This is a genomic window from Anaeromyxobacter soli, from assembly GCF_022808855.1.
Taxonomy (GTDB): Bacteria; Myxococcota; Myxococcia; order Myxococcales; family Anaeromyxobacteraceae; genus Anaeromyxobacter; species Anaeromyxobacter soli.
This window is the reverse complement of the sequence record NZ_JAKZLF010000008.1, coordinates 133,844-154,129: the sequence shown is the minus strand read 5'-3', so window position 1 is coordinate 154,129 and position 20,286 is coordinate 133,844. Positions and strand designations below refer to the sequence as shown.

General features: G+C 74.4%; 19 protein-coding genes. 9 read left to right on the top strand and 10 right to left on the bottom strand.

The features are described 5' to 3' along the window. Positions 1 to 43: 43 nt before the first annotated feature. The 4 genes from metX to MLV88_RS08505 all read right to left on the bottom strand — a co-directional run bounded on the left by metX (position 44) and on the right by MLV88_RS08505 (position 6,811). Positions 44 to 2,284, bottom strand: a complete 2,241-nt coding sequence (gene metX, locus MLV88_RS08520) for a homoserine O-acetyltransferase MetX (protein WP_242339288.1) — start codon at positions 2,282 to 2,284, stop codon at positions 44 to 46. 137 nt (positions 2,285 to 2,421) lie between these two features. Then, positions 2,422 to 4,623, bottom strand: coding sequence for a S9 family peptidase (locus MLV88_RS08515; RefSeq protein WP_242339286.1), 2,202 nt, complete (start codon positions 4,621 to 4,623; stop codon positions 2,422 to 2,424). Between the two features lie 122 nt (positions 4,624 to 4,745). Beyond that, positions 4,746 to 5,648 (bottom strand): molybdopterin-guanine dinucleotide biosynthesis protein B, encoded by a 903-nt coding sequence (mobB, locus tag MLV88_RS24545; protein WP_242339284.1) that lies wholly within the window; start codon positions 5,646 to 5,648, stop codon positions 4,746 to 4,748. Beyond that, on the bottom strand, positions 5,645 to 6,811 hold the full coding sequence (locus MLV88_RS08505) for a molybdopterin molybdotransferase MoeA (protein WP_242353179.1): 1,167 nt from the start codon (positions 6,809 to 6,811) through the stop codon (positions 5,645 to 5,647). The genes mobB and MLV88_RS08505 overlap by 4 nt, the downstream gene beginning before the upstream one ends. Before the next feature lie 313 nt (positions 6,812 to 7,124). Between MLV88_RS08505 and MLV88_RS08500 the strand changes: the two genes are divergently transcribed. The 7 genes from MLV88_RS08500 to MLV88_RS08470 all read left to right on the top strand — a co-directional run bounded on the left by MLV88_RS08500 (position 7,125) and on the right by MLV88_RS08470 (position 12,567). Next, positions 7,125 to 7,781, top strand: coding sequence for a Crp/Fnr family transcriptional regulator (locus MLV88_RS08500; RefSeq protein ID WP_242339280.1), 657 nt, complete (start codon positions 7,125 to 7,127; stop codon positions 7,779 to 7,781). Between the two features lie 49 nt (positions 7,782 to 7,830). Beyond that, the gene (tatA, locus tag MLV88_RS08495; RefSeq protein WP_242339278.1) at positions 7,831 to 8,043 is read left to right on the top strand and encodes a twin-arginine translocase TatA/TatE family subunit; all 213 of its coding nucleotides are present in this window, start codon (positions 7,831 to 7,833) and stop codon (positions 8,041 to 8,043) included. Between the two features lie 408 nt (positions 8,044 to 8,451). Continuing rightward, positions 8,452 to 8,874 (top strand): universal stress protein, encoded by a 423-nt coding sequence (locus tag MLV88_RS08490; RefSeq protein ID WP_242339276.1) that lies wholly within the window; start codon positions 8,452 to 8,454, stop codon positions 8,872 to 8,874. Between the two features lie 113 nt (positions 8,875 to 8,987). Then, positions 8,988 to 10,139: a sensor histidine kinase gene (locus MLV88_RS08485; protein ID WP_242353190.1), complete on the top strand. Its 1,152-nt coding sequence runs from the start codon at positions 8,988 to 8,990 to the stop codon at positions 10,137 to 10,139. A 14-nt stretch (positions 10,140 to 10,153) separates the two neighbouring features. Further along, the gene (locus tag MLV88_RS08480; RefSeq protein WP_242353200.1) at positions 10,154 to 10,870 is read left to right on the top strand and encodes a response regulator; all 717 of its coding nucleotides are present in this window, start codon (positions 10,154 to 10,156) and stop codon (positions 10,868 to 10,870) included. Beyond that, complete coding sequence (locus tag MLV88_RS08475; RefSeq protein ID WP_242339270.1) at positions 10,867 to 11,988, top strand: hybrid sensor histidine kinase/response regulator; 1,122 nt, start codon at positions 10,867 to 10,869, stop codon at positions 11,986 to 11,988. The genes MLV88_RS08480 and MLV88_RS08475 overlap by 4 nt, the downstream gene beginning before the upstream one ends. 60 nt (positions 11,989 to 12,048) lie before the next feature. Then, on the top strand, positions 12,049 to 12,567 hold the full coding sequence (locus MLV88_RS08470; RefSeq protein ID WP_242339268.1) for a PH domain-containing protein: 519 nt from the start codon (positions 12,049 to 12,051) through the stop codon (positions 12,565 to 12,567). Between the two features lie 29 nt (positions 12,568 to 12,596). On the opposite strand, the gene MLV88_RS08465 is transcribed toward MLV88_RS08470, so the two are convergent. From MLV88_RS08465 to MLV88_RS08440, 6 genes are all read right to left on the bottom strand, one after another. Then, positions 12,597 to 14,030 (bottom strand): sigma-54-dependent transcriptional regulator, encoded by a 1,434-nt coding sequence (locus tag MLV88_RS08465; RefSeq protein ID WP_242353233.1) that lies wholly within the window; start codon positions 14,028 to 14,030, stop codon positions 12,597 to 12,599. A gap of 137 nt (positions 14,031 to 14,167) precedes the next feature. Continuing rightward, on the bottom strand, positions 14,168 to 14,839 hold the full coding sequence (locus MLV88_RS08460; RefSeq protein ID WP_242353202.1) for a TatD family nuclease-associated radical SAM protein: 672 nt from the start codon (positions 14,837 to 14,839) through the stop codon (positions 14,168 to 14,170). Between the two features lie 118 nt (positions 14,840 to 14,957). Further along, a complete protein-coding gene (locus MLV88_RS08455) occupies positions 14,958 to 15,266 on the bottom strand; it encodes a TraR/DksA family transcriptional regulator (protein ID WP_242339264.1) in 309 nt (102 codons plus the stop codon). Positions 15,267 to 15,439: 173 nt separating this feature from the next. Then, positions 15,440 to 15,835, bottom strand: a complete 396-nt coding sequence (locus MLV88_RS08450; RefSeq protein ID WP_242339262.1) for a hypothetical protein — start codon at positions 15,833 to 15,835, stop codon at positions 15,440 to 15,442. A gap of 11 nt (positions 15,836 to 15,846) precedes the next feature. Beyond that, positions 15,847 to 16,992, bottom strand: coding sequence for a zinc-dependent alcohol dehydrogenase (locus MLV88_RS08445; protein ID WP_242339260.1), 1,146 nt, complete (start codon positions 16,990 to 16,992; stop codon positions 15,847 to 15,849). A gap of 71 nt (positions 16,993 to 17,063) precedes the next feature. Further along, on the bottom strand, positions 17,064 to 17,708 hold the full coding sequence (locus MLV88_RS08440) for a nicotinamidase (protein WP_242339258.1): 645 nt from the start codon (positions 17,706 to 17,708) through the stop codon (positions 17,064 to 17,066). Between the two features lie 170 nt (positions 17,709 to 17,878). Here MLV88_RS08440 and MLV88_RS08435 point away from each other — a divergent pair, with 170 nt between their 5' ends. Both MLV88_RS08435 and MLV88_RS08430 read left to right on the top strand, forming a co-directional pair. Continuing rightward, positions 17,879 to 19,450, top strand: coding sequence for a 3'-5' exoribonuclease YhaM family protein (locus MLV88_RS08435; RefSeq protein ID WP_242360681.1), 1,572 nt, complete (start codon positions 17,879 to 17,881; stop codon positions 19,448 to 19,450). Between the two features lie 63 nt (positions 19,451 to 19,513). After that, complete coding sequence (locus tag MLV88_RS08430; protein WP_242340899.1) at positions 19,514 to 20,239, top strand: HAD family hydrolase; 726 nt, start codon at positions 19,514 to 19,516, stop codon at positions 20,237 to 20,239. The last annotated feature ends 47 nt before the right edge of the window (positions 20,240 to 20,286 follow it).

The following is a 20,286-nucleotide window of genomic DNA, read 5'->3' as shown; positions in this document are numbered from 1 at the left end:
GGACGCGCCGGCCCAGCGGAGCCGGCGCGTGACGGGCGCGGGCTCACCCCGCCTCGCCGCCCCCGGCGATGGAGAGGATCTCCGCGAGGATGCCGCCCGCGGTGCTGGCCCCGCCGACGCCCGCGCCCTGCACGATGAGCGGCCGCTCCGCGTGTCGCGCGGTCGTGAACGCCACGTAGGCCTCCACGCCCACCAGCCGGGCCGCGGGGTCCGCGAGCTCCACCGCCTCCGGGCCCACCCGCGCGGAGACCCGGCCGTCCGGACCGGTCTGCAGGCGCGCGAGGTACCGCAGCACCTTGCCCTCGCCGCGGAGCCGCTCCACGCGGGCCGCGAGGGCGTCGTCGTGCGCGCGCAGCGCGGCGATGAGCGCCTCCGGGCGACCGGGCACGAGCGCCTCCCCCGGCACGAGCGGCTCGACCGAGACGTCCTCGAGCGCGAGCTGCGCGCCCATCTCCCGGGCGAGGATGAGCGCCTTGCGGGCGGCGTCGAGCCCGGAGAGATCGTCGCGCGGGTCCTCCTCGGCGTAGCCGAGCCCGATCGCCCACCGCGTCGCGAGCGACAGCGGCACGCCGCGGCCGAGCTCGGTGCAGAGGTAGCCGAGGGTCCCCGACAGCGAGCCGACGATGGACCGGATCCGGTCGCCGCTCCGCACGAGGCGCCGGAGCGTGCCGATGACCGGCAGGCTCGCGCCGACGGCCGTGTCGTAGCGGTACTGCCGCCCGTGGTGACGGCGCGCCTCCCGGAGCTGCTCGCGACGGCGCGGGGGCGCCGCGAGCGGCCGCTTGTTCGCGGCGACCACGTCGATGCCGCGACGGAACGCCTGCTCGTAGACCTCCTCCATCCCCTCCGCGGCGGTGAGATCCACGAGCACCGGCCGCGGCATCCCCGCGAGCCGATCGAGGAGCGCCGGCGCGCTCGCCGGGACGACGGGGCCGGACGCGGGCGCGGCGGCGAGCAGCTCGCGCCAGCGCTCGAGATCGACGCCCTCCGCCCGGACGAGCGCGCCGCGCCGGTCTGCGATGCCGACCACCCGCAGCACGGTCTCGTAGTCGAGCTCGAGCTCGGTGCGCTGGGCGCGAAGCTGCTCGAGGAGCTCCGCCCCGACCTTGCCCTTGCCGAGCACGAGGAGCGAGACGCCGTGCTCCGCGTAGGCGCGGTCGATGGGCGCCTCCCCCTCCACGGCCGCGCCGGCGACCCGCCGCCGCTCGCCCCGGAACTCCGCGACCATCTCCGAGAGGCGGTCGACGTCGATGAGGAACGCGTCGTGACCGTGGGGCGAGTCGAGCATCGCCAGCCGGGCGTTCGGCAGGAGCGAGGCCACCTCTCGCTGCTCCCACGGCCAGTACAGCACGTCCGAGTCGATCGAGACGACGAGCGTCGGCTGGCGCAGGGAGCGCAGCACGTCGTCGAAGTCGCCGCGCGCGCGGGACACGTCGTGCGTGTCCATCGCCCGCGTGAGCGTGACGTAGGTGGCCGGGTCGAAGCGGTCGACGAGCAGGCGCCCCTGGTAGCGGAGGTAGCTCTCGATCGCGAACAGGTCCTCGGTCTGCGGGCGCCGCGCGAAGCGCTGCTCGAACGAGGGCTGGCTCCGGTACGAGAGCATCGCCATCATCCGCGCCGCGGCGAGCCCCGCCGCCGGCGGATCGGCCGGGTCGTACGCGCCGTCCCTCCAGCGCGGATCCGCGTAGATCGCCTGCCGCTGCGCCTCGGACAGGCCGATGCACCAGGCCGAGTGCCGGGCCGTCGAGGCGATGAACACCACCGACTCGACGAGCTCCGGGTAGAGGAGCGCCCACTCCAGCACCTGCATGCCGCCGAGCGAGCCGCCGATCGCCATCCGCACGCGGCGGACGCCGAGCGCGTCGACGAGCGCGCGCTGGACGCGGACCATGTCGCGGACGGTGACGGCGGGGAACGCTCCCAGGTACGGCCGGCCGGTGGCGGGGTCGATCGAGGTCGGCCCGGTGGTGCCGTAGCAGCTCCCGAGGATGTTCGCGCAGACGATGAAGTCGCGCTCGGGGTCGAGCGCGCGCCCGGGCCCGAACATGCGCGCCCACCACTGGTCGGCGTCCGCCGAGCCGGTCAGCGCGTGGCAGACGACCACGCCGTTCCCGCCGTCGGCGGCGAGCGCGCCCCAGGTCCGGTACGCGACCTGGACGCGCTCGAGCCGGCCGCCGAGCTCGAGCTCGAGGCCGCCCGGCAGCTCGAGGGTGAGCGTCTCCGGCGAGACGAACGCCGCGCGCCCCGCCGCGGAGCGATCCGCGCTGCCCGTCGTCGAGGTCATGGACGGCGGAGGGTAACGACCGGGGATCCGGGGTGTCAAGGAGCGGCGGAGGGCAGCTCGACGGTGAACCGCGGCGTCGCCGAGCGGCGCTCTCCCCGACCTCGAGGCCGCCGCCAGAGCGCCGCGTGGGCGCCGGATCAGAGCGGGGTGGTCCCCGCCGCCGCGCTCCCCCCGGGCGCGAGGTGGGTCCGCAGGAACGCGGCGGTCTCCTCCCACCGGCGCACGACCGCGGTCGGCTCGGGGAGGAGGTGCGTGGCGCCCGCGACCGGCAGGAGCTCGAAGCGGCGGCCGGCTCGGAACAGCGCGTTCCCGAGCTTGAGCGCGTGGGAGAAGAACACGTTGTCGTCTGCGGTGCCGTGCAGGACGAGGAGCGGCCGCGTGAGCCCCGGGGCCCACGTGAGGAGCGAGCTCGCGTCGTACCCGGCGCGGTTGTCGTCGGGGAGCCCGAGGTAACGCTCGGTGTAATGCGTGTCGTAGTCGCGCCACTCGGAGACGGGCGCGCCCGCCACCGCGGCGTGGAACACGTCGGGGCGGCGCAGCACCGCGAGCGCCGAGGCGTAGCCGCCGAAGGACCAGCCCGTGATCCCGACGCGCCCGAGGTCCAGCTCCGGGAGCTCCGCCGCGAGCGCGCGCAGCCCGGCGATCTGGTCCTCCAGGACGATCGAGGAGAAGTCGCCCTTCACCGCGCGAGAGAACGCGCGGCCGCGGCCGGTCGTCCCGCGGCCGTCGATCCGGACGACGAGGAACCCCTGATCCGCGAGCCACTGCTCGGCGAGGAGCGGCGCGCGCACGGCGCGCGGTCCGGAGGGCCCGCCGTAGACGTCCACGACCACGGGGAGCTTCGCGCCCGGAGCCGCGCCGCGCGGGCGCACCACCGCCGTCCAGAGCCCCTCCCCCGCGCCGACGCGCCGGAGCTCGGTCGTGGGGGCGAAGGGCGGCTCCTCCGCGACGCTCGGCAGCTCCGCCAGCCGCTCCCCGCCCCGCGCGAACACGGTGGTGCGCGCCGCGTGGGTGAGCGTGGTCCACGTCACCGCCACCGCCCCGCCCTTCTCCGCCGCCACGGCGCGCGCGAGCGCGGGGCCGTCCTCTCCGAGCGCGAGCGTCTCGGGCGGCCCGCCGCGGCGCACGCGCTGCACCACGGTCCGCGTCGGATCCGGCGCGGCGGTGTAGACGAGCTCGTCCTCGTCGCGGTCGTAGCCGGCGAGGTCGACGAACCCGGACGACGCCGGGACGACGCTCGCGCGGAGCGCGCCGTCGGCGCCGCGCAGCTCCACCTCGGGGGCGCCGTTCCGCTCCGTCTCCCAGTAGAAGCTCCCGTCGCGCCGGAAGCGCGGGAACGCCTGGAAGAGCTCGACCCACGCCTCGTCCCGCTCGTCGAGCAGCACGCGCGTCGCGCCCGTCGCGGGGTCGGCCGCGAGGAGCCGCAGCTCGGTCTGCGCGCGGTTCTGCACGACGAGCGCGAGCGGGCCGCCCGCCTCCCAGCGCACGGTGGCGAGGTAGGGGAACGCCTCCCGGTCCCAGCGGACGAGGACCGGCCGACCCCCGGAGGCGGGCACCACGGCGAGGCGCACGGCCGCGTTCGGCGTCCCGGCGCGGGGGTACGCCACGTCCTCGCAGCGCGCCTCCGGGCGCGCCGGATCGCAGAGCGCGAGGCGCTGCACGGGCGCCACGTCCACCTCCGCGTAGGCGAGCCGGCGCCCGTCGGGCGACCACCAGTAGCCCTCCTGCCGCCCCATCTCCTCCTGCGCGACGAACTCGGCGAGGCCGTTCGTGATCGAGGCGGAGCGCGCGCGGGTGATCCGCCGGGTGCGGCCCGACGCGAGCTCGAGGACGTGCAGGTCCCGGTCCTTCACGAAGGCGAGCGCGCCGCCGTCCGGCGATAAGCGCGGATCGAGCACGCCGTCCGCCCCCGCGACCGGCGCGGCCCTCCCCGTCGCGCGCTCGAGGAGCCACAGGCGCCCGCCGAGCGCGAAGGCGATCCGGCGCCCGTCGGGCGACGCCGCGTAGTGCGTGATGCCGCGCGCGAGGATGCGCTGCCGCTCGAGCCGCGCCGCCTCCGCCGCCGTCGGGGCGAGCGCGCCGCCCGCGAGCGCCGCCGGCGAGAGGAGCTCACGCGTCTCGCCGGTGCGGAGGTCGGTCTCGTAGAGCGACTGGACGGCCGTTCGCGGCCCCGAGCGGAGGAAGAGCGCGTGCTGCCCGTCCCGCGCGAGCGTGACGCGGGTCGGCCTGCCGGCGCGGAAGCCGCGGGTCTCGGCGAGCTGGGTGAGGAACGGGGCCTGCGGCGGGGGCACGGGCGGCTGCGCCGCGGCGAGGAAAAGCGAGCAGAGGAGCGTCACCATGCGGGCCCATGTCTTAGCACGGGCCTCGCGCGACGCAGCCGGGCCGCCGAAAGCGCGAGCGCCGCCGGGGAGCTCCCGGCGGCGCCGTGATCACCGCTGGATCGCGTCATCGCGTCAGCGCGTCAGCGCGTGCGGCTCGTGCGGCTCGTGCGGGACGTGCGCCGCGCCGTGCCGCGCCGGGCCGCGCCGCGCTTGGTCGTCGTGCCGCGCTTCGAGCTGGTGCGCGCCGCGGAGGAGGAGCGCCCCGCCCGCGCGCCGGAGCGGCTCTTCTTGCCGCCCTTGCGGCCGATCTCCGAGTAGAACTCCGGGCCACGCGCGCGAAGCGTCGCGTTCCCGCCCTTGCGCCCCGCGTCGCTGCGGGAGGCGCCGCTGCGGCGGCTGCCGCGCGCGCGCGCCGTGGCGCCCTTCCGGTTCGTCGTCTTCTTCGGCATGCGTTCCCTTCTCCCGAGCGCTCGCGTGCGCTCGCTTCCTTTCGCGGAAACCCTGCTCACGGTGGGTCGCACCCGCAAGCGCTCGGGGCCCCCGGCCCGGGCACCGAGCAGGCGGAAGCGCCCGCAGAGGAGGTCGGCGAGCCCCTCCGCGTCGTCGGGATCGAGCGCGGGGATCCGCCGCCGCGTGGGCCGCGTGCCGACGATCGCGAACACGCGCGGGTCTGCGTCCGCGAGCAGCGCCCGCGACACGCCGGGGCGGTACACCTCCACGCGCGGGAGCGGCTCGCGCTTGAAGCCCTCGGCGAGCACGAGATCCACCTCGGGCAGGAGCCGCGCGAGCGCCCGCGCGCCGCCGGCGGGGGGGCCGAAGTAGGCGAGCCCGTGCGGACCCTCGATGGCCGCCGCGACCGCGCCGGCGCGGCGCAGCACGTCGGTGTCCTTGCCGGGCACGTCGAACGGGTGCGGGTGGCCGGTGTGCTTCAGGACCCCCACGCGAACGCCGCGGCGCACGAGCACCGGGATGAGGCGGGAGAGGAGCCGCGTCTTGCCGGCGCCGGAGGCCCCGGACACGGCGACGAGGGGCGCACGCCTCACGCGTCGTCGCCGAGCAGCCACGCCGTCACCTCCGCGCCCTCGGGGAGATCGCCCGCGTCGGCGGGCACGAGGAGCAGCGCGTCCGCGAGCGCCGGCCCGCGCACCTGCGCGGCGTCCTTCCCGAGCGGCCGCGCGCGCCCGCCGCCCTCGAGGCGCGCCCACACGAGCCGCGCGCGACCCGGTCTGCCCTCGGTGACCTCCGCGAGCCTCACGGGTAGCGCCGGGCGCTCGCGGCGGGCCGCACCGGCCCGGGCGAGGAGCGCGGGCCGCGCGAACACCTCGAACGCGACGAGGCAGGCGGAGGGGCTGCCGGGCAGCCCGAACACCGGCGTCGCGCCGGCGAGCGCGAACAAGAACGGCTTGCCGGGCTTCATGGGCACGCCGTGCACGCGCACGTCCGCGCCGAGGCCGGCGAGCGCCGCGGGCACGTGGTCACGCTCGCCCACGGACACGCCGCCGATCGTGACGACCGCGTCGCAGGTCCGCGCGGCCTCCGCGACCGCGGCGGAGACCGCCTCGAGCCGGTCCTCGACCGCGCGGCGGACGACCTCGAGGCCGAGGGCGCGGACGAGGCCCGCGACCGCGACTCCGTTCGAGTCGGGCGTGCGCCCCGTCACGACCTCGTCCCCGGTGGAGATGACGGCCACCCGCGCGCGCCGGTGGACGCTCACCGGATCGGCGCCCACCGCGGCGAGGAGCGCCGCCTGGCGGGCGCCGAGGCGGGTCCCCGGCTCGAGCGCGAGCCCGCCCGCCGCGACGTCCTCGCCGGCGAGCCGGACGTTCTCGCCGCGCCGCGCAGCGGCGGCGAAGCGCACGCGCCCGCCCTCCGCGTGCGTCGCCTCCTCGCGCACGACCGTGTCCGCGCCGGGGGGCAGCGGCGCGCCGGTGAAGATCCGGACGGCGGTCCCGGGCGTGAGCGGCGCGCCCGCTTCCTCTCCGGCGTAGCGCGAGCCCGTCACGGCGAGCACGCAGGGCCCGGTCACGTCCTCCGCACGAACCGCGTAGCCGTCCATGGCCGAGCACGTCGCGGGCGGCGCGGGGACGCGCGCGCGCGCGGGCGCGGCGAGGTACCGGCCGGCGGCGTCGCCGAGGGCGACCTCCTCGGCCTCGAGCGGCGAGATCGCGGCGAGCACCTCGTCGCGGATGCGCAGGAGCCTCTGCATGCGCGCGCATCATGCCACGCGCGCGCGGCGCGGGCCGTCCGCACGGCGCGTCACCCGCGCCTGCGGAGGTCGCCACGTGCCGCGACGCGCGGATCCGTCCTGCGCGAGCGGCCGCGAGACCGCGCGGGGACCGGGTGGAGGAGCGGGTCCCCGGACGAGCCTCCGCAAACCTTGCGCACACCGGAGGGCCCCCGAACCGCAAACGCATTGTCTGCACGGAGCGCCCTATAAAACCCCGGGCGTACGCGGGCCTAGCTCGTGCAAACAGACGCCGATCAAGTAAAAGGAAGTCTGTCGCGGGGGAGGAACTGCGGTGCTCTCGAACGCTCCGGTCTCTGACTGCAACGCCTGCTCGCTGGGTCTCGCTTCGCAGGGGCGCTGCCGGCTGACGCCCACCTCGCGCGAGTCCGGCGCCACGATCTGCGCGCAGGGCGAGCGCCCCCGGACCGTCTACTTCGTCAAGGAAGGCTTCGTCGCCCTCTCGGCGGTGAGCCCACGCGGCTCCGAGCTGCTCCTCTCGCTCCGCGGGCCGACGTCGCTCCTCTGCACCGAGTCGCTGCACGGCGAGCCCTCGCCCTTCGAGGTCCGCGCGCTGTCGCGCGTGAAGATCTGCGGGATCGGCGGCGACGCGATGTCCCAGTGGATTGGACCCGAGAAGAGCGCCGCGCGGGTCGTCCTCGATCTCCTGCTCACCGAGTCTCGCGCCCAGCGCGACGAGGTGAACTGGCGCCAGGGCGACTGCCTCTCGCGCGTCGCGCGCTTCGCGCTCGCTCACGCCCGCTTCCTCGCGGATCGCCCGAACGCGGTTCGCAAGCAGGTGGTGGCTCGGCTGCTGGGGATGCGCCCGGAGACGCTCTCGCGCTGCCTGACGAAGCTCGAGAAGGACGGTGTGGTCGACGCCTCTCGCGGCGTCCGCGTGCTCGATCAGCGCCGCCTCGCGGCGATCGCGATGGAAGACAACGCGGCCTGATCCCTGTTAGAAGAGGGCCGTCGCACCGAGGTTCAGAAAGGACTCCCGCATGTTTCCCAAGCTCGGAATGGGCGAGCTCGTCGTCATCCTGCTCATCGTCGTGATCCTGTTCGGGTCGAGCAAGCTCCCTCAGCTCGGAGCGGGCCTGGGTCAGGGCATCCGCAGCTTCAAGAAGTCGTTCTCGGGCGAGGACGAGGAGAAGCCGGCGGAGCCGAGCGCCTCCTCGCAGGATCAGGCGTCGAAGGCCGGCAAGCAGGCGTAGCCGACCTCGCACCGCGCGACCGCGCGGTCCCCATCTTCCGACTCTCGTCGGGGGCGAGCGCGACCGTGCTCGCCCCCGCGCCTTTTGCGGCCTTACCGGCGCGCCTCCCTTCCCGTTACCTCGCACATGATCCTCGGCCGGCGCGCGGGATGCGTCCCACCGCCCGGACCCGCTCGAGCCGTCCCACCCCGTGTGGGCCCAGCCTCGCGCGCGCCCCGTTCCGCGTTCGCTCGCACAGGCGGTCGCCAGCGGCCGGGAGATGCCCAGGCGGGTTGCGAGCCCGAGGAAAGCACCGGCTCGCGGGCCCGGCCGGCGGGCGAATCGCGCCGCTCCGCGCGGTCCCTCCGGAGCGTGACGCGAAGGCATCCCCCTTGAATGGTTGGAGCGTCACGCAGGGGGGAGAACACCATGAAGCGCATCCTGGTCGCCGTCGACGGCTCCGACTCATCGCTCAAGGCGGCCCGCATGGCCGCCGACATCGCGCTGCGCTTCGGCGCCAAGCTCTCGCTCGTCCACGTCGTCCCGAAGCTGCTGCTTCCGCCGGACGTGTACGGCCTCACCATCGCCGAGGTGGAGCGGGAGCACCGCGCCTACGCGGACCGCCTGCTCGAGCGGGCCGTGGAGGCCATCGAGGAGCCCGCCATCGAGGTCAGCACCTCCGTGCTGTACGGCGCGCCCGCCGAGGCGATCGCCGAGGAGGGCGCGGCGGCCGACGTCGGCATGATCGTCGTCGGGAGCCGCGGCCACGGCGCGGTGGCGCGCATGTTCCTCGGCAGCGTCTCCGACCGGCTCATACACATCAGCCCGAAGCCCGTCCTGGTGGTGCATTAGACGGCAGCGCGCGCGGCACCGGACGCGCCGCCGCCGGGCCCGCGCGAGGGAGGGCTCCGGGTGCGGCAGCGCCGGGCCGTTCGCCCGTTGACCGGAGGGGGGCGCGCCGCTAGATGAGCGGTGTGCCCGAGACGGTCTTCGACGAGCTGAAGCGGTACGTCCGCTGGGGGGAGACCGACGAGCAGGCGCTCCGGACGCTGCACGGGTTCGCCGCGCCGCAGTTCCAGCTCCTGGCCGAGGAGTTCTACGACCGCATCCTCAAGCACGAGGGGGCGCGCGCCGCGCTCGCGGGCGGCGAGAGCCAGGTCGGTCATCTGAAGGTGACGATGGTCGCCTGGCTCGATCGGCTCCTCGCGGGGCCGTGGGACGAGGCGTACTGGGAGCAGCGCTACCGGATCGGCCGGGTGCACGTCCGCATCGGGCTGCCGCAGCACTACATGTTCGGAGCGATGAACGTGCACCGGACGGGGCTCGCGCGCATCGCCTACGAGGCGTTCCACGACGATCCGGACGCGCTCCAGCGCGTGCGGACCGCGCTCGGGAAGATCCTGGACCTCGAGCTCGCGGTGATGCTGCACACCTACCGCGACGACCTCCTCGCCCAGCAGGCGCGCGTCGAGCGGCTCTCCACCTTCGGTCAGCTCGTCGGCTCGATCGGCCACGACCTGCGCAACCCGCTCGGCGTGATCGAGACGTCGCTGTACATCCTGCGGACGCGCATCGGCGAGGGCGACGAGCGCGCGAAGAAGCACCTCGACCGCATCGGCGAGCAGCTCGGCGTCGCGAACGGGATCATCACGAACCTGCTCGACATGATCCGTAACCGCCCGCTCGCCCGCGAGCGCGTCGCGCTGGCGGAGGTGCTGGGCGGCGCGGCGGCGGTGGTGAAGCGCCCCGCGGGCGTCTCCCTCGACCTCGACGGGCTCGACGCGATCCCGGAGGTGGAGGGGGATCCGGTCCAGCTTCGGCAGGTGTTCGTGAACCTGCTCGAGAACGCGGTCTTCGCCGCGTCGCCCGAGGGCGCCGTGGCGGTCCGCGCGCGCGCGGCCGACGGGAGCGTCGCGCTCGAGGTGGAGGACACCGGCCCGGGCGTCGACCCCGCCACACGCAGGCGGCTCTTCGAGCCGCTCATCACCACCAAGGACAAGGGCATCGGTCTCGGGCTCGCGCTCGTGAAGCGGATCGCCGAGCGCCACGGCGGGACGGTCGAGTACTCCGATCGCCCGGGCGGCGGCGCGCGCTTCACGGTTCGACTGCCCGCCTGACGCGCGAGGTCTCCATGCGCCGCTACCTCATCGTGGACGACAACCGCGAGTTCGCCGAGAACCTCGCCGAGATCCTGCGGGACGCGGGCGACGAGGTCGCCATCGCGGAGAACGGGCAGGAGGCGCTCGAGCTCGCGCACGGGTCCCGCTTCGACGCGCTCCTCACCGACATGCGGATGCCGCTCATGGGCGGCGCGGAGCTCGTGCACGAGATCCGCCGGGTGGACCCGGAGGCCGCCGCGATGGTGATCACCGCCCACGTCGCGGACGACGCGATCGAGGCCGCGCGGCGCGAGGGGCTCCTCGCCGTGCTGCCCAAGCCGGTCGCCGTGAGTCGGCTCCTCGACCTGCTCGCGGTGGCGCGCCGCGACGGGCTCGTCGCCGTCGTCGAGGACGACCCCCGCATGTCGGACAACCTCTGCGAGGCGCTGCGCGGCCGCGGGTTCGCCGCCGTCACGGCCGCGTCGGTGCTCGAGACGGAGCGGCTCGGCCCGGTGAAGCCCTTCTGCGCGCTCGTCGACCTCCGCGTCCCCGGCGGAACGGACGGCGAGGCGATGCGCCGGCTCCGCGAGAAGTTCCCCGGGCTGCCGATGATCGTCGTGACCGGCATCCCCGAGGTCCCGGCGCTCCCGCACGAGGGGTACTTCACGAAGCCGTTCGACACCGCGGAGCTCCTCTCCGCCGTGGAGCGGCTCCACCGCCACCGCGGCGAGGCGGTCGCGCGCCCATGAAGGACGCCCCCAAGCCGGCGCGCATCCTCGTCGTCGACGACAACGAGGGGCTGGTCGACAACCTCTGCGAGATCCTGGACGGCGCGGGCTACTCGGCGCGCGGCGCCGGGACCTGCCGGCAGGCGCTCGCGACGGCGCGCGACGGGTTCGACGTCGCGCTCGTGGACCTGCGACTGCCGGACGGCGACGGCACCGCCCTCGCCCCCCAGCTGAAGGAGCTCTCGCCCGACGGAGAGGTGGTGCTCCTCACCGGCTTCGCCACCCTCGAGTCGGCGGTCGCGGCGGTGCGCGCGGGGGCCTGCGCGTACCTCGTGAAGCCGTGCGCGACGCAGGAGCTGCTCGTCACGGTCGAGCAGGCGATGCGGCAGGTGCGCCTCCACGGCGAGAAGCGCGAGCTCTCGCGGCGCGCCCAGATGGCCGAGCGGCTCGCCACGGTCGGCACCATGACCGCCGGCCTCTCGCACGAGATCCGCAACCCGCTGAACGCCGCGGCCCTGCAGCTCTCCGTCCTGGAGCGCCGCATCCAGAAGCTCCACAAGGACACCCAGGGGCCGCTCCTCGAGCCGCTCACGCTCGTGCGCGACGAGATCAGGCGGCTCGATCACATCCTCGAGGACTTCCTCCAGTTCGCCCGGCCGCGCGAGTTCGTGGCGCGGCCGATCGAGGTGGCCCCGCTCCTGAACCGCATCCTGGATCTGCTCGGCGCCCAGGCCGAGCGGCGCGAGATCCGCCTCGAGCGCGAGCTCGAGCCGGTGCCGCCGGTCGCGGGCGACGAGGAGCGGCTCCGCCAGGTGCTCGTGAACTTCGGGCTGAACGCGCTCGAGGCGGTGAAGGACGGCGGCCTCGTGCGAGTCTCCTGCCGGGAGGTGCCCGCCGCGAGCGGCACCGGCGAGGCGCCGGGCCAGGTCGCGATCGTCATCGACGACGACGGCCCCGGCGTCCCGCCCGAGTCGCGCGACCGGATCTTCGAGCCGTTCTTCACCACCAAGGCGAAGGGCTCGGGGCTCGGGCTCTCCATCGTGCACGCGATCGTCACGCAGCACGGGGGCACGATCACCGTCGCGGAGTCCCCCGAGGGCGGAGCGCGGTTCGTCCTCGAGCTGCCGCAGGCGCGCTGAACGGCGCGATTCGCGTCATCGAAGGTGTCGCGAAGTGGACTGTCGTCTACTGTCTCCGGCATGCACCGCTTCCGCGCTCCCTGGGACCGCTCACTCCGGATCACGACCGCGCTCGTGCTCGTCCTGATCGTCGCCGCCGCGGCGACGGCGCTCGCCGCCGCCGCGCACGCGGGCTGGTCCCTCCCCCGGGTGGCGCTCGCCGCGCTCGTCGCTGCCGTCCCCGTCGGCGCATGGGCGCTCGGGCCCCGCGGCTTCGTGATCGGGGGCGGCTTCCTCCGCATCGAGCGGAACGCCTGGCCGGCGCGACTCGTACCGCTCCGCGAGGTCCGCACGGCCGAGCCCCTCGCCCCCGACGCCCTGCGCGGTGCGCTCCGGCTCCTCGGCACGAGCGGGCTGTTCGGACACTACGGGCTGTTCCGCTCGCGCGCCCTCGGTCGCTTCCGGATGTACGCGACGCGCAGCGCCGGGCTCGTGCTGGTGCGCGCGGGCGGAGCTCAGTACGTCCTCTCGCCGGACCGGCCGGAGGCGTTCCTGGCGACGATGGCCGCGTCAGTCGCGGCGGCTCCGCGCGGGCGCTGAGGTCGCGCCCGGCGGGCGGGCCGCCTGCCCTACTCCGCCCCTTCCGCCTTCTCCGCCTCGAGCTCCCCGTGCTCGCGGGGCTCGCGGTTTCCGGAGGCGTACTCCTTCAGCCGGTACTGGATCTTGCGGACGCTGATCCCGAGGATCTCGGCCGCGCGCGAGGTCGAGCCCCCGACCATCTCGAGGGTGCGGAGGATGGCCTCGCGCTCGATCTCGTAGAGCGTCGCGCCGGGGATGAGGGCGCCCGGGGACCGCTCGCGCGGCCGCGGCCCGCGCAAGGTCGGCGGCAGGTCGTCCGCGGTGAGCTCGGTCGCCTTGCAGAGCACGACGGCCCGCTCGACGACGTTCTCGAGCTCGCGCACGTTGCCGGGCCAGTCGTGCGAGAGGAGGGCGTTCAGCGTGCCCGGCGCGAGGCCGCGGATCTCCTTGCCGTAGGCCTTCGCGTACTTGTCGATGAAGTGGGAGACGAGCGCGGGGATGTCGCCCTTGCGCTGGCGCAGCGGGGGCAGCGTCACCGCGACCACGTTCAGCCGGTAGTAGAGATCCTCGCGGAACTTCCCCGCCTTCACCTCGGCGGCGAGATCGCGGTTCGTGGCCGCGACGAGCCGCACGTCCACCTTGATGGTCTGCGTGCCGCCGACGCGCTCGAACTCCTTCTGCTGCAGGACCCGCAGGAGCTTGATCTGGAGCGCGGGCGAGATGTCGCCGATCTCGTCGAGGAACAGCGTCCCGCCGTCGGCGAGCTCGAACCGCCCCTCCTTGCGGCCGATGGCGCCGGTGAAGGAGCCCTTCTCGTGCCCGAAGAGCTCCGACTCGAGGAGGGTCTCGGAGAGCGCCGCGCAGTTCACCTTGATGAACGGCTTGTCGGAGCGCGGCGACTCCTCGTGGAGCGCCTGCGCGATGAGCTCCTTGCCGGTGCCGGACTCGCCGAGGATGAGGACGGTCGCGCGGGTCGGCGCGGCGCGCTTGACGACCTCGTAGACGGCCTGCAGCTCCGGGGCGTCGCCGACGATGTTGTGGAACCGGTAGCGCTCGCGGACGCGCTCGCGCAGGTTCGCCGTGTCTCGCTGGAGCCGGAGCTTCTCGAGCGCCTTCTCGAGCACGACGATGACGGCGTTCACGTCGAGCGGCTTGACGAGGTAGTTCTCCGCCCCGGCCCGCATGGCCTCGACCGCCGCCTCGACGCTCGCGAAGGCGGTCATCATGACGAACACCGCGTCGGAGCCCTGCTCGCGCGCCCGCTTGAGGAGCGTGATGCCGTCCATGCGCGGCATCCGCACGTCCGCGAGGACCGCCGCGGGGGCGAACCCCGGCAGCAGCGCGAGCGCCTCCTCGCCATCCGCCGCCTCCGCGATCTCGTAACCCTCCTCGGTGAGGATGGTCCTGAGCGCGACGCGCGCGTTTTGCTCGTCGTCGACGACGAGGATCCGCTCTTTCCCCGAGCGGCCGGCCGTGTTCGGAATGTTCACCGTTGCCTCACGCCAAGCGCAAACCGTGCAGGATGCCGCACGTTATGCATGATCCTGCGCGCGAGATCCACCAGATCTCGACGCAAGTCCCCAATCCTACGGGACAAAGCCGCTTACCAACCCCGCCTGGCTCACGCGCTTCCCTGGGGGAGCGAGCCGGCCCCCTCGACCCGACCGAGCCGGTCGAAGGGTCTCCACCGGAACCGGGCCCCGAGTGACTCGGCCACGCTCCGGCACGCCTCCTCGGACAGGCCGGGGAGCGCAACCGCGCTCGCCGCCACATCCGGGATGCAGCGCACCGCGCTGCGGATGAAAGCCTTCACGGACTCGTACGCCGCCTCGCCGTACCGGCTCGGGCAGATCCGTGCGTAGGTCGCGGGGTCCGCCGCGTTGAGCGAGACCGAGACGGCCGAGATCCCAGCGGCCGCGAGCGCGGGAGCGACGTCGTAGCCCTCGCGCAGGGACGCCAGCCCGTCGGTGTCGACCCGCACGCGCTCCACGCCCGCTGCCCGCAGCCTGCGAGCGACCTCGAGCAGGACGGCGAGCCGTCGCGTCGGCTCGCCGAGGCCGGTGAAGACGACCTCGGATCGCCCTGCGATCCCGGCGTGCACGGCCGCTTCCCAGACCTCGTCCGCGCTCGGGTTGCGGGCGAGGCGGAGGTCGAACCCGCCCACCGTCCAGTCGTCGTCGCGGATCTTCGGACAGAAGACGCACGCGAGGGTGCAGGCGCTCGTCAGGTTCAGGTAGAGCGCGTCGCCAAGCGAGTAAGCGAGCGTCGGCTCGCGCTGTGCGATCTCGGGCAACACGGGCGGGTGAAATAGCAGGCCCCCGCCTGGAGCGCTACACGACGACGCCTGCGGGCGGGAGTGACTACCTCTACAACCGCCCGGACCGGCCTGCGATTTCGCTTGAAGCGCCGCGTCAATCCAGGAGGTGCACGTGGCCGCTGCAGGCCAGGCAGTAGCGCGCCTCGGGGATCGCGCGGAGGCGCTGCAGGCCCAGCGGGCCGCCGCAGTTGAGGCAGCGGCCGTAGCTCCCCTCCTGGATCCGCGCGAGCGCCGCGTCGATGTCGGCGAGCTCCCGCCGGGCCAGCTCCGAGACCGGATCGGGCATGGCCTCGTAGTCCGTCCAGCGCGCGGCGGGATCCGCTGCGGCGTGGGACGTTCCCTGGCTGAGTGAGCGGCGGCGACGCAGCAGGACCTCGCGCGCCTCCGCCTCGATACGACTCATGGGGTCCGCCCCTCTTCACGAGGCGTGCCTCCAGGAATCCCGCGTGATTCCGCGATGTACCCGCCAGAGTTTGCGTGCGGCCGAGCAGGTGACGCACGCCTTGCGCAGCGCCGAATGGGGCTCCACGTCCAGAGCCGCCGCGGGTTCGGGGGCGCAGTCCCCGCCTCGACACCTCACCGCCTCAGCGCGCGAGACACGCCCACGTAGCCGACTGCGAGCGCCGCCGCGATGGGCAGGAGCCAGAGGCCCGCCGCGAGGCGGTGCTCGATCACGTCGAGCCTGTCGCCCGCGAGCAGGAGCGCCCAGCGCGTCGCGCGGTGCTCCGGCACGCGATACGCGAGGCGCCGCACCGCGCCGGAGAGCGCTCGCGGCGGCGCGGCGGTGCCGAACACCGGCGTCGCGTGCAGGAGCCCCGACCGCGCGAGCGGCGTCAGGTCGTGCTGCTGCTCGGGCCTGTCCCAGTGCGCGCCGGGGTCCGGTGCGCGCCGCTCGCGCGGCACGCCCGGACGCACGCCCGTGGCGCCGTCGATGCCCGCGCCGGAGACGTTCACTCGACCCGCGTCGTCCATCTCCTCCCCCTCTACGCGCTCGGCACGAGCACGCACTTCACGCAGCCGTCCGCCTTCGCGTCGAAGAGGTCGTATGCCTCCGGCGCGCGCTCGAGCGGGAACCGGTGCGTGATGAGCCCCTTGCCGTCGAGCCGGCCCGCGCGGACGTGCTCGAGCAGGTGCGGCATGTAGCGCTTCACGTTCGCCTGGGCCATCCGGAAGGTGAGGCCCTTGTTCATCGCGACGCCGATCGGGACGAGGTTCGCGGGCGGGCCGTACACGCCGACGATCGAGACGGTCCCGCCCTTGCGGACCGAGTGGATCGCCCAGTGGAGCGCGATCGACGATCCGGGCGCGAGCTTCAGCTTGCGCCCGACGAGCGTCTGCCACGCCGAGCCGGAGGCCTCCATCCCCACCGCGTCGACGACCACGTCCGGACCGTGCCCGCCCTTCAGCGCCTTCAGCGCGGCGATGGGATCGTGCTCGCGCCGAAGGTCGATCGTCTCGGCGCCGGCCCAGCGCTCGGCGAACCCGAGCCGCGCCTCGATCCGGTCGACCGCCACCACCCGCGACGCGCCGAGGAGCCACGCGGAGCGCGCCGCCACGAGCCCCACCGGCCCGCAGCCGAGCACCGCCACCACGTCGCCCTGGCGGATCGCGCCCATCTCCGCGGCCTGGTAGCCCGTGGGCAGCACGTCGGACAGGAGGAGCACGTCCTCGTCGTCGAGGTCGTCGGGGATCTTCATCGGGCCCACGTCCGCGAACGGCACCCGGACGTACTGCGCCTGGCCGCCGTCGTAGCCGCCGGTCGTGTGCGAGTAGCCGAACACGCCCGAGGCGAGGTCGTTCATCGGGTTCGAGGACTCGCAGTCGCCGTACAGCCCGCGCTCGCAGTAGAAGCAGGTGCCGCACGAGATGTTGAAGGGCACGACGAGCCGGTCGCCTGCGCGCACGCCGCGGACCGACGACCCGATCTCCTCGACCACCCCGGTGAACTCGTGCCCGAACGTCGTGCCGACGCGGGTGTCCGGGACCATCCCGTGGAAGAGGTGCAGGTCCGAGCCGCAGATCGCGGCGCGGGTGACCCGCAGGATGACGTCATCCGGGTGCTCGATCCGAGGCGCGGGCTTGTCCCTCACCCGCACCCGGTACGGCCCCTCGTAGACGAGCGCGCGCATCGCCCTCCCCACGGGAAAGGTTCGACGTGCCCGCGCGGAGCGCAAACGGGACGCTCGCGCGGCCGCCCGAGCTAGGCGGTGTCGAGCTCCGAGGAGCGCACCAGGCGGACGCCCGCCCGGGCGAACGCGCGGTCGATCTCGGTCCGGCGCTCCGGGAAGACCGCGCGCGTCAGGTCGTCGAGCACGAAGGTCTCGAAACCCTCGGCCGCCGCGTCCTCCGCGGACCAGAGCACGCAGAAGTCTCGCGCGAGGCCGCACAGGAACACGCGCCGCACGCCGCGCGCGGCGAGCCACGCGCCGAGGCCGGTGGTGGGGCGGTGCCCGTCCGGCCCGACGTTCTCCCGGAACGCGCTGTAGGAGTCCACCGTGAGGTGGATGCCCTTGCGCAGGATCATCGTGGCCGCGACGTCCGGGAACTCCGGGTGGAGGGCCGAGCCGCGGCTGCCGCGCACGCAGTGGTCCGGCCAGAGCTCCTGGGGCCCCTGCGCGAGGGCGATCGTCTCGTAGGGCTTCGCGCCGGGATGGGCCGACGCGAACGAGACGTGTCCCGGCGGGTGCCAGTCCTGCGTCGCCACCACCGTCGCGAAGCGCGGCGCGAGCCGCGCGATCGGCGCGACGATGGCGTCGCCGTCCTCGACGGCGAGGGCGCCGCCCGGCAGGAAGTCGTGCTGCAGGTCGACGGCGAGGAGGGCGTCGTGCTCGCGATCGATTCGCATGCGTCTCCAGTTTAACCGGGGCGCGCGCCGCGTTCCCCTCCTCGCGCGCGCCGCCCTCCGGCCACCCGGCCGGGGGGAAGTCCAGGACCGCGCGCGCCGCGCGAAGAGGCCCGGAACCGGCCGGAATCCGTGTTGTCTCGGGCGCGGGCCTGAGCTAGCTTGCGCGCACCATGGACAAGATCTGGGTCAAGGACGTCAAGGAGGGCGAGCGGCTGAAGAGCGTCTTCCTCGTCGCTCGCAAGGCGGTGCCCACCGCGAAGAGCGGCAAGACGTACCTGTCGGTCACCTTCCAGGACAAGACGGGGGAGCTCGAGGCCCGCGCGTTCGAGCGCGTGGACGAGCTCTCGGGGCTCTTCGACGAGAAGGACTACGTCGAGGTCGAGGGCCCCATCGGCGCGTTCCAGGGCAAGCCCCAGCTCAAGATCGAGACGGCGGCCAAGGTCGCCGACGCCACGGCGCTCGACGCGGCGGAGTTCGTGTGGGCGCCGCCGCCGGAGCCCAAGAAGCCCGAGAAGCCGGGGCCGAGCGAGGGCGAGGACGCGCTCTGGAAGGAGCTCGTCGGCATCGTCGACGTCATCGTCGATCCGCACCTGAAGAGCCTCGTGAAGGCGTTCGTGGACGACGAGGACGTCGCGAGCCGCATGCGCCGCGCCCCCGCCGCGAAGTCCGTCCACCACGCCTACGCGGGCGGCCTGCTCGAGCACACCGTCTCGTCGCTCAAGCTCGCGCACCGGATCGCCGACCACTACCCGCAGGTGGACCGCGACATGCTCGTCGCCGGCGCGTTCTTCCACGACCTCGGCAAGATCCGCGAGATCCAGGGCGATCGGAACGCCGAGTACACCGACGAGGGCCGGCTGGTGGGCCACCTCGTCATGACCGCGCAGTGGGTGCACGACAAGGCCCGGCGCGTGGGCGTGCCGCGCGACCTCGAGCACCACGTCGTGCACATGGTCCTCGCGCACCACGGCCGGCTCGAGTACGGCTCGCCGAAGCCGCCGATGACGCTCGAGGCGCTGCTCACCCACTACATCGACGAGCTCGACAGCCGCGTGAACTCCTGGCTCAACCTGATGGCCAAGGAGTCCGGCTCGAAGCGCTGGACCTCGTCGGACAACGTCTACGAGCAGCAGATCTGGCGGGGCCAGCTCCCCACCGTGCAGGCCGAGAAGAAGGGGCCGCCGGCGGAGCTCATGACGCCCGTGATCTACGTGCCGCGCGAGGGCGGCGGCGCCGGCGGCGGACCGAAGCGGAACAAGCCGCCGCGCGAGAAGCGCGCGCCCGCGCCGCGGCCGCCGCCCGCGCAGGGCGAGGCGAGGCCGGCCGAGGGCGCCCCGGCGCCGCGTACGGCGGAGGCACAGGCGCGGCCCGAGGGCGCCGTGCGCGAGGCGCGCCCCGAGCGCGGCCCGCGCGAGCACCGCGGCGGCCCCGGCGAGCACCGCGGGCCCGGCGGCTTCGGCGACAAGAAGCGGGGCTACACGGGGCCGCGGCTCCCCGGCGACAAGGGGCCGCATCGCCCGCCCGAGAAGAAGAACCTGACGCACAACCCGTTCGCCGCGCTCGCTGCCAAGCTCGAGGACACCGGCAAGGCGGAGGCGCCTCCTCACGCCGAGGAGCCGGCCACGCCGGCCTCCGCTCCCGTGGAGGCCGCTCCGGAGACCGCGCCGGTGGACTCCGCACCCGAGCAGGCGTCTGCCGCCCCGGCCGACGCCCCCGCGGCCGAGCCGAAGCAGGGCACGTAAGCGCCCTGACGCGCGTACAATCGCCCCCGTGCGCCCGACGACCGGGCGCGCGGGGGCTCCCTGATGGTTCCGTTCGGCCGCACGGCGGCGATCTTCGACGTCGACGACTCGCTCCTCGACGGGAACGCCGGCACGATCTTCACCTGGTACCTGTACAACCAGAAGGTGATGCGGCCGGAGATGCGCGCGCGGATCCCGCGCATCATCTACGAGTACGCCCGCCACCGGCTGACCGAGCAGGACATGGTCGAGGTCGGCTCGCGCTGCCAGCAGGGCCTCTACGCCGACGACCTCCGCGCCCACGCGCACGCCTGCTTCGAGCGCCACCTGCGCAGGCGCATCACCTCCGGCGCGATGCGCCACATCCGCCGGCACCTGCTGTCCGGCCACTTCGTCCTCATCGCGTCCGGGTCGCCGCAGTACGTGGTGGACGAGATCGGCCGGCACCTGCGCGTCCACGCGGCGATCGGGACCCGCACGCGCGTGGTGGACGGCAAGGTGACGGACCAGATCGTCCCGCCGGTCGTGTTCCGCGAGGGCAAGCGCGCGGCCGTGGAGGCGGTGCTCGAGAAGTGGGACCTCGACCCGTCGCGCAGCTGGCTCTACTCCGACTCCATCGCCGACGTGCCGCTGTTCGAGGCGGTGGGGAACCCGGTGGTCGTGAACCCCAAGGCGCCGTTCCGCGCGTTCGCCCAGCGCCGGGGCTGGGAGCTCCAGGAGTGGCGCGAGCGGAACCGGCCCGGGGAGCCGGGCGACGTCGCGGACGAGTGGGGCAGCTGGGGCGGGTAGCCTCAACGATCAATTCGCGAACAGGCGAGCAAAGCGAGTCCGCCGGG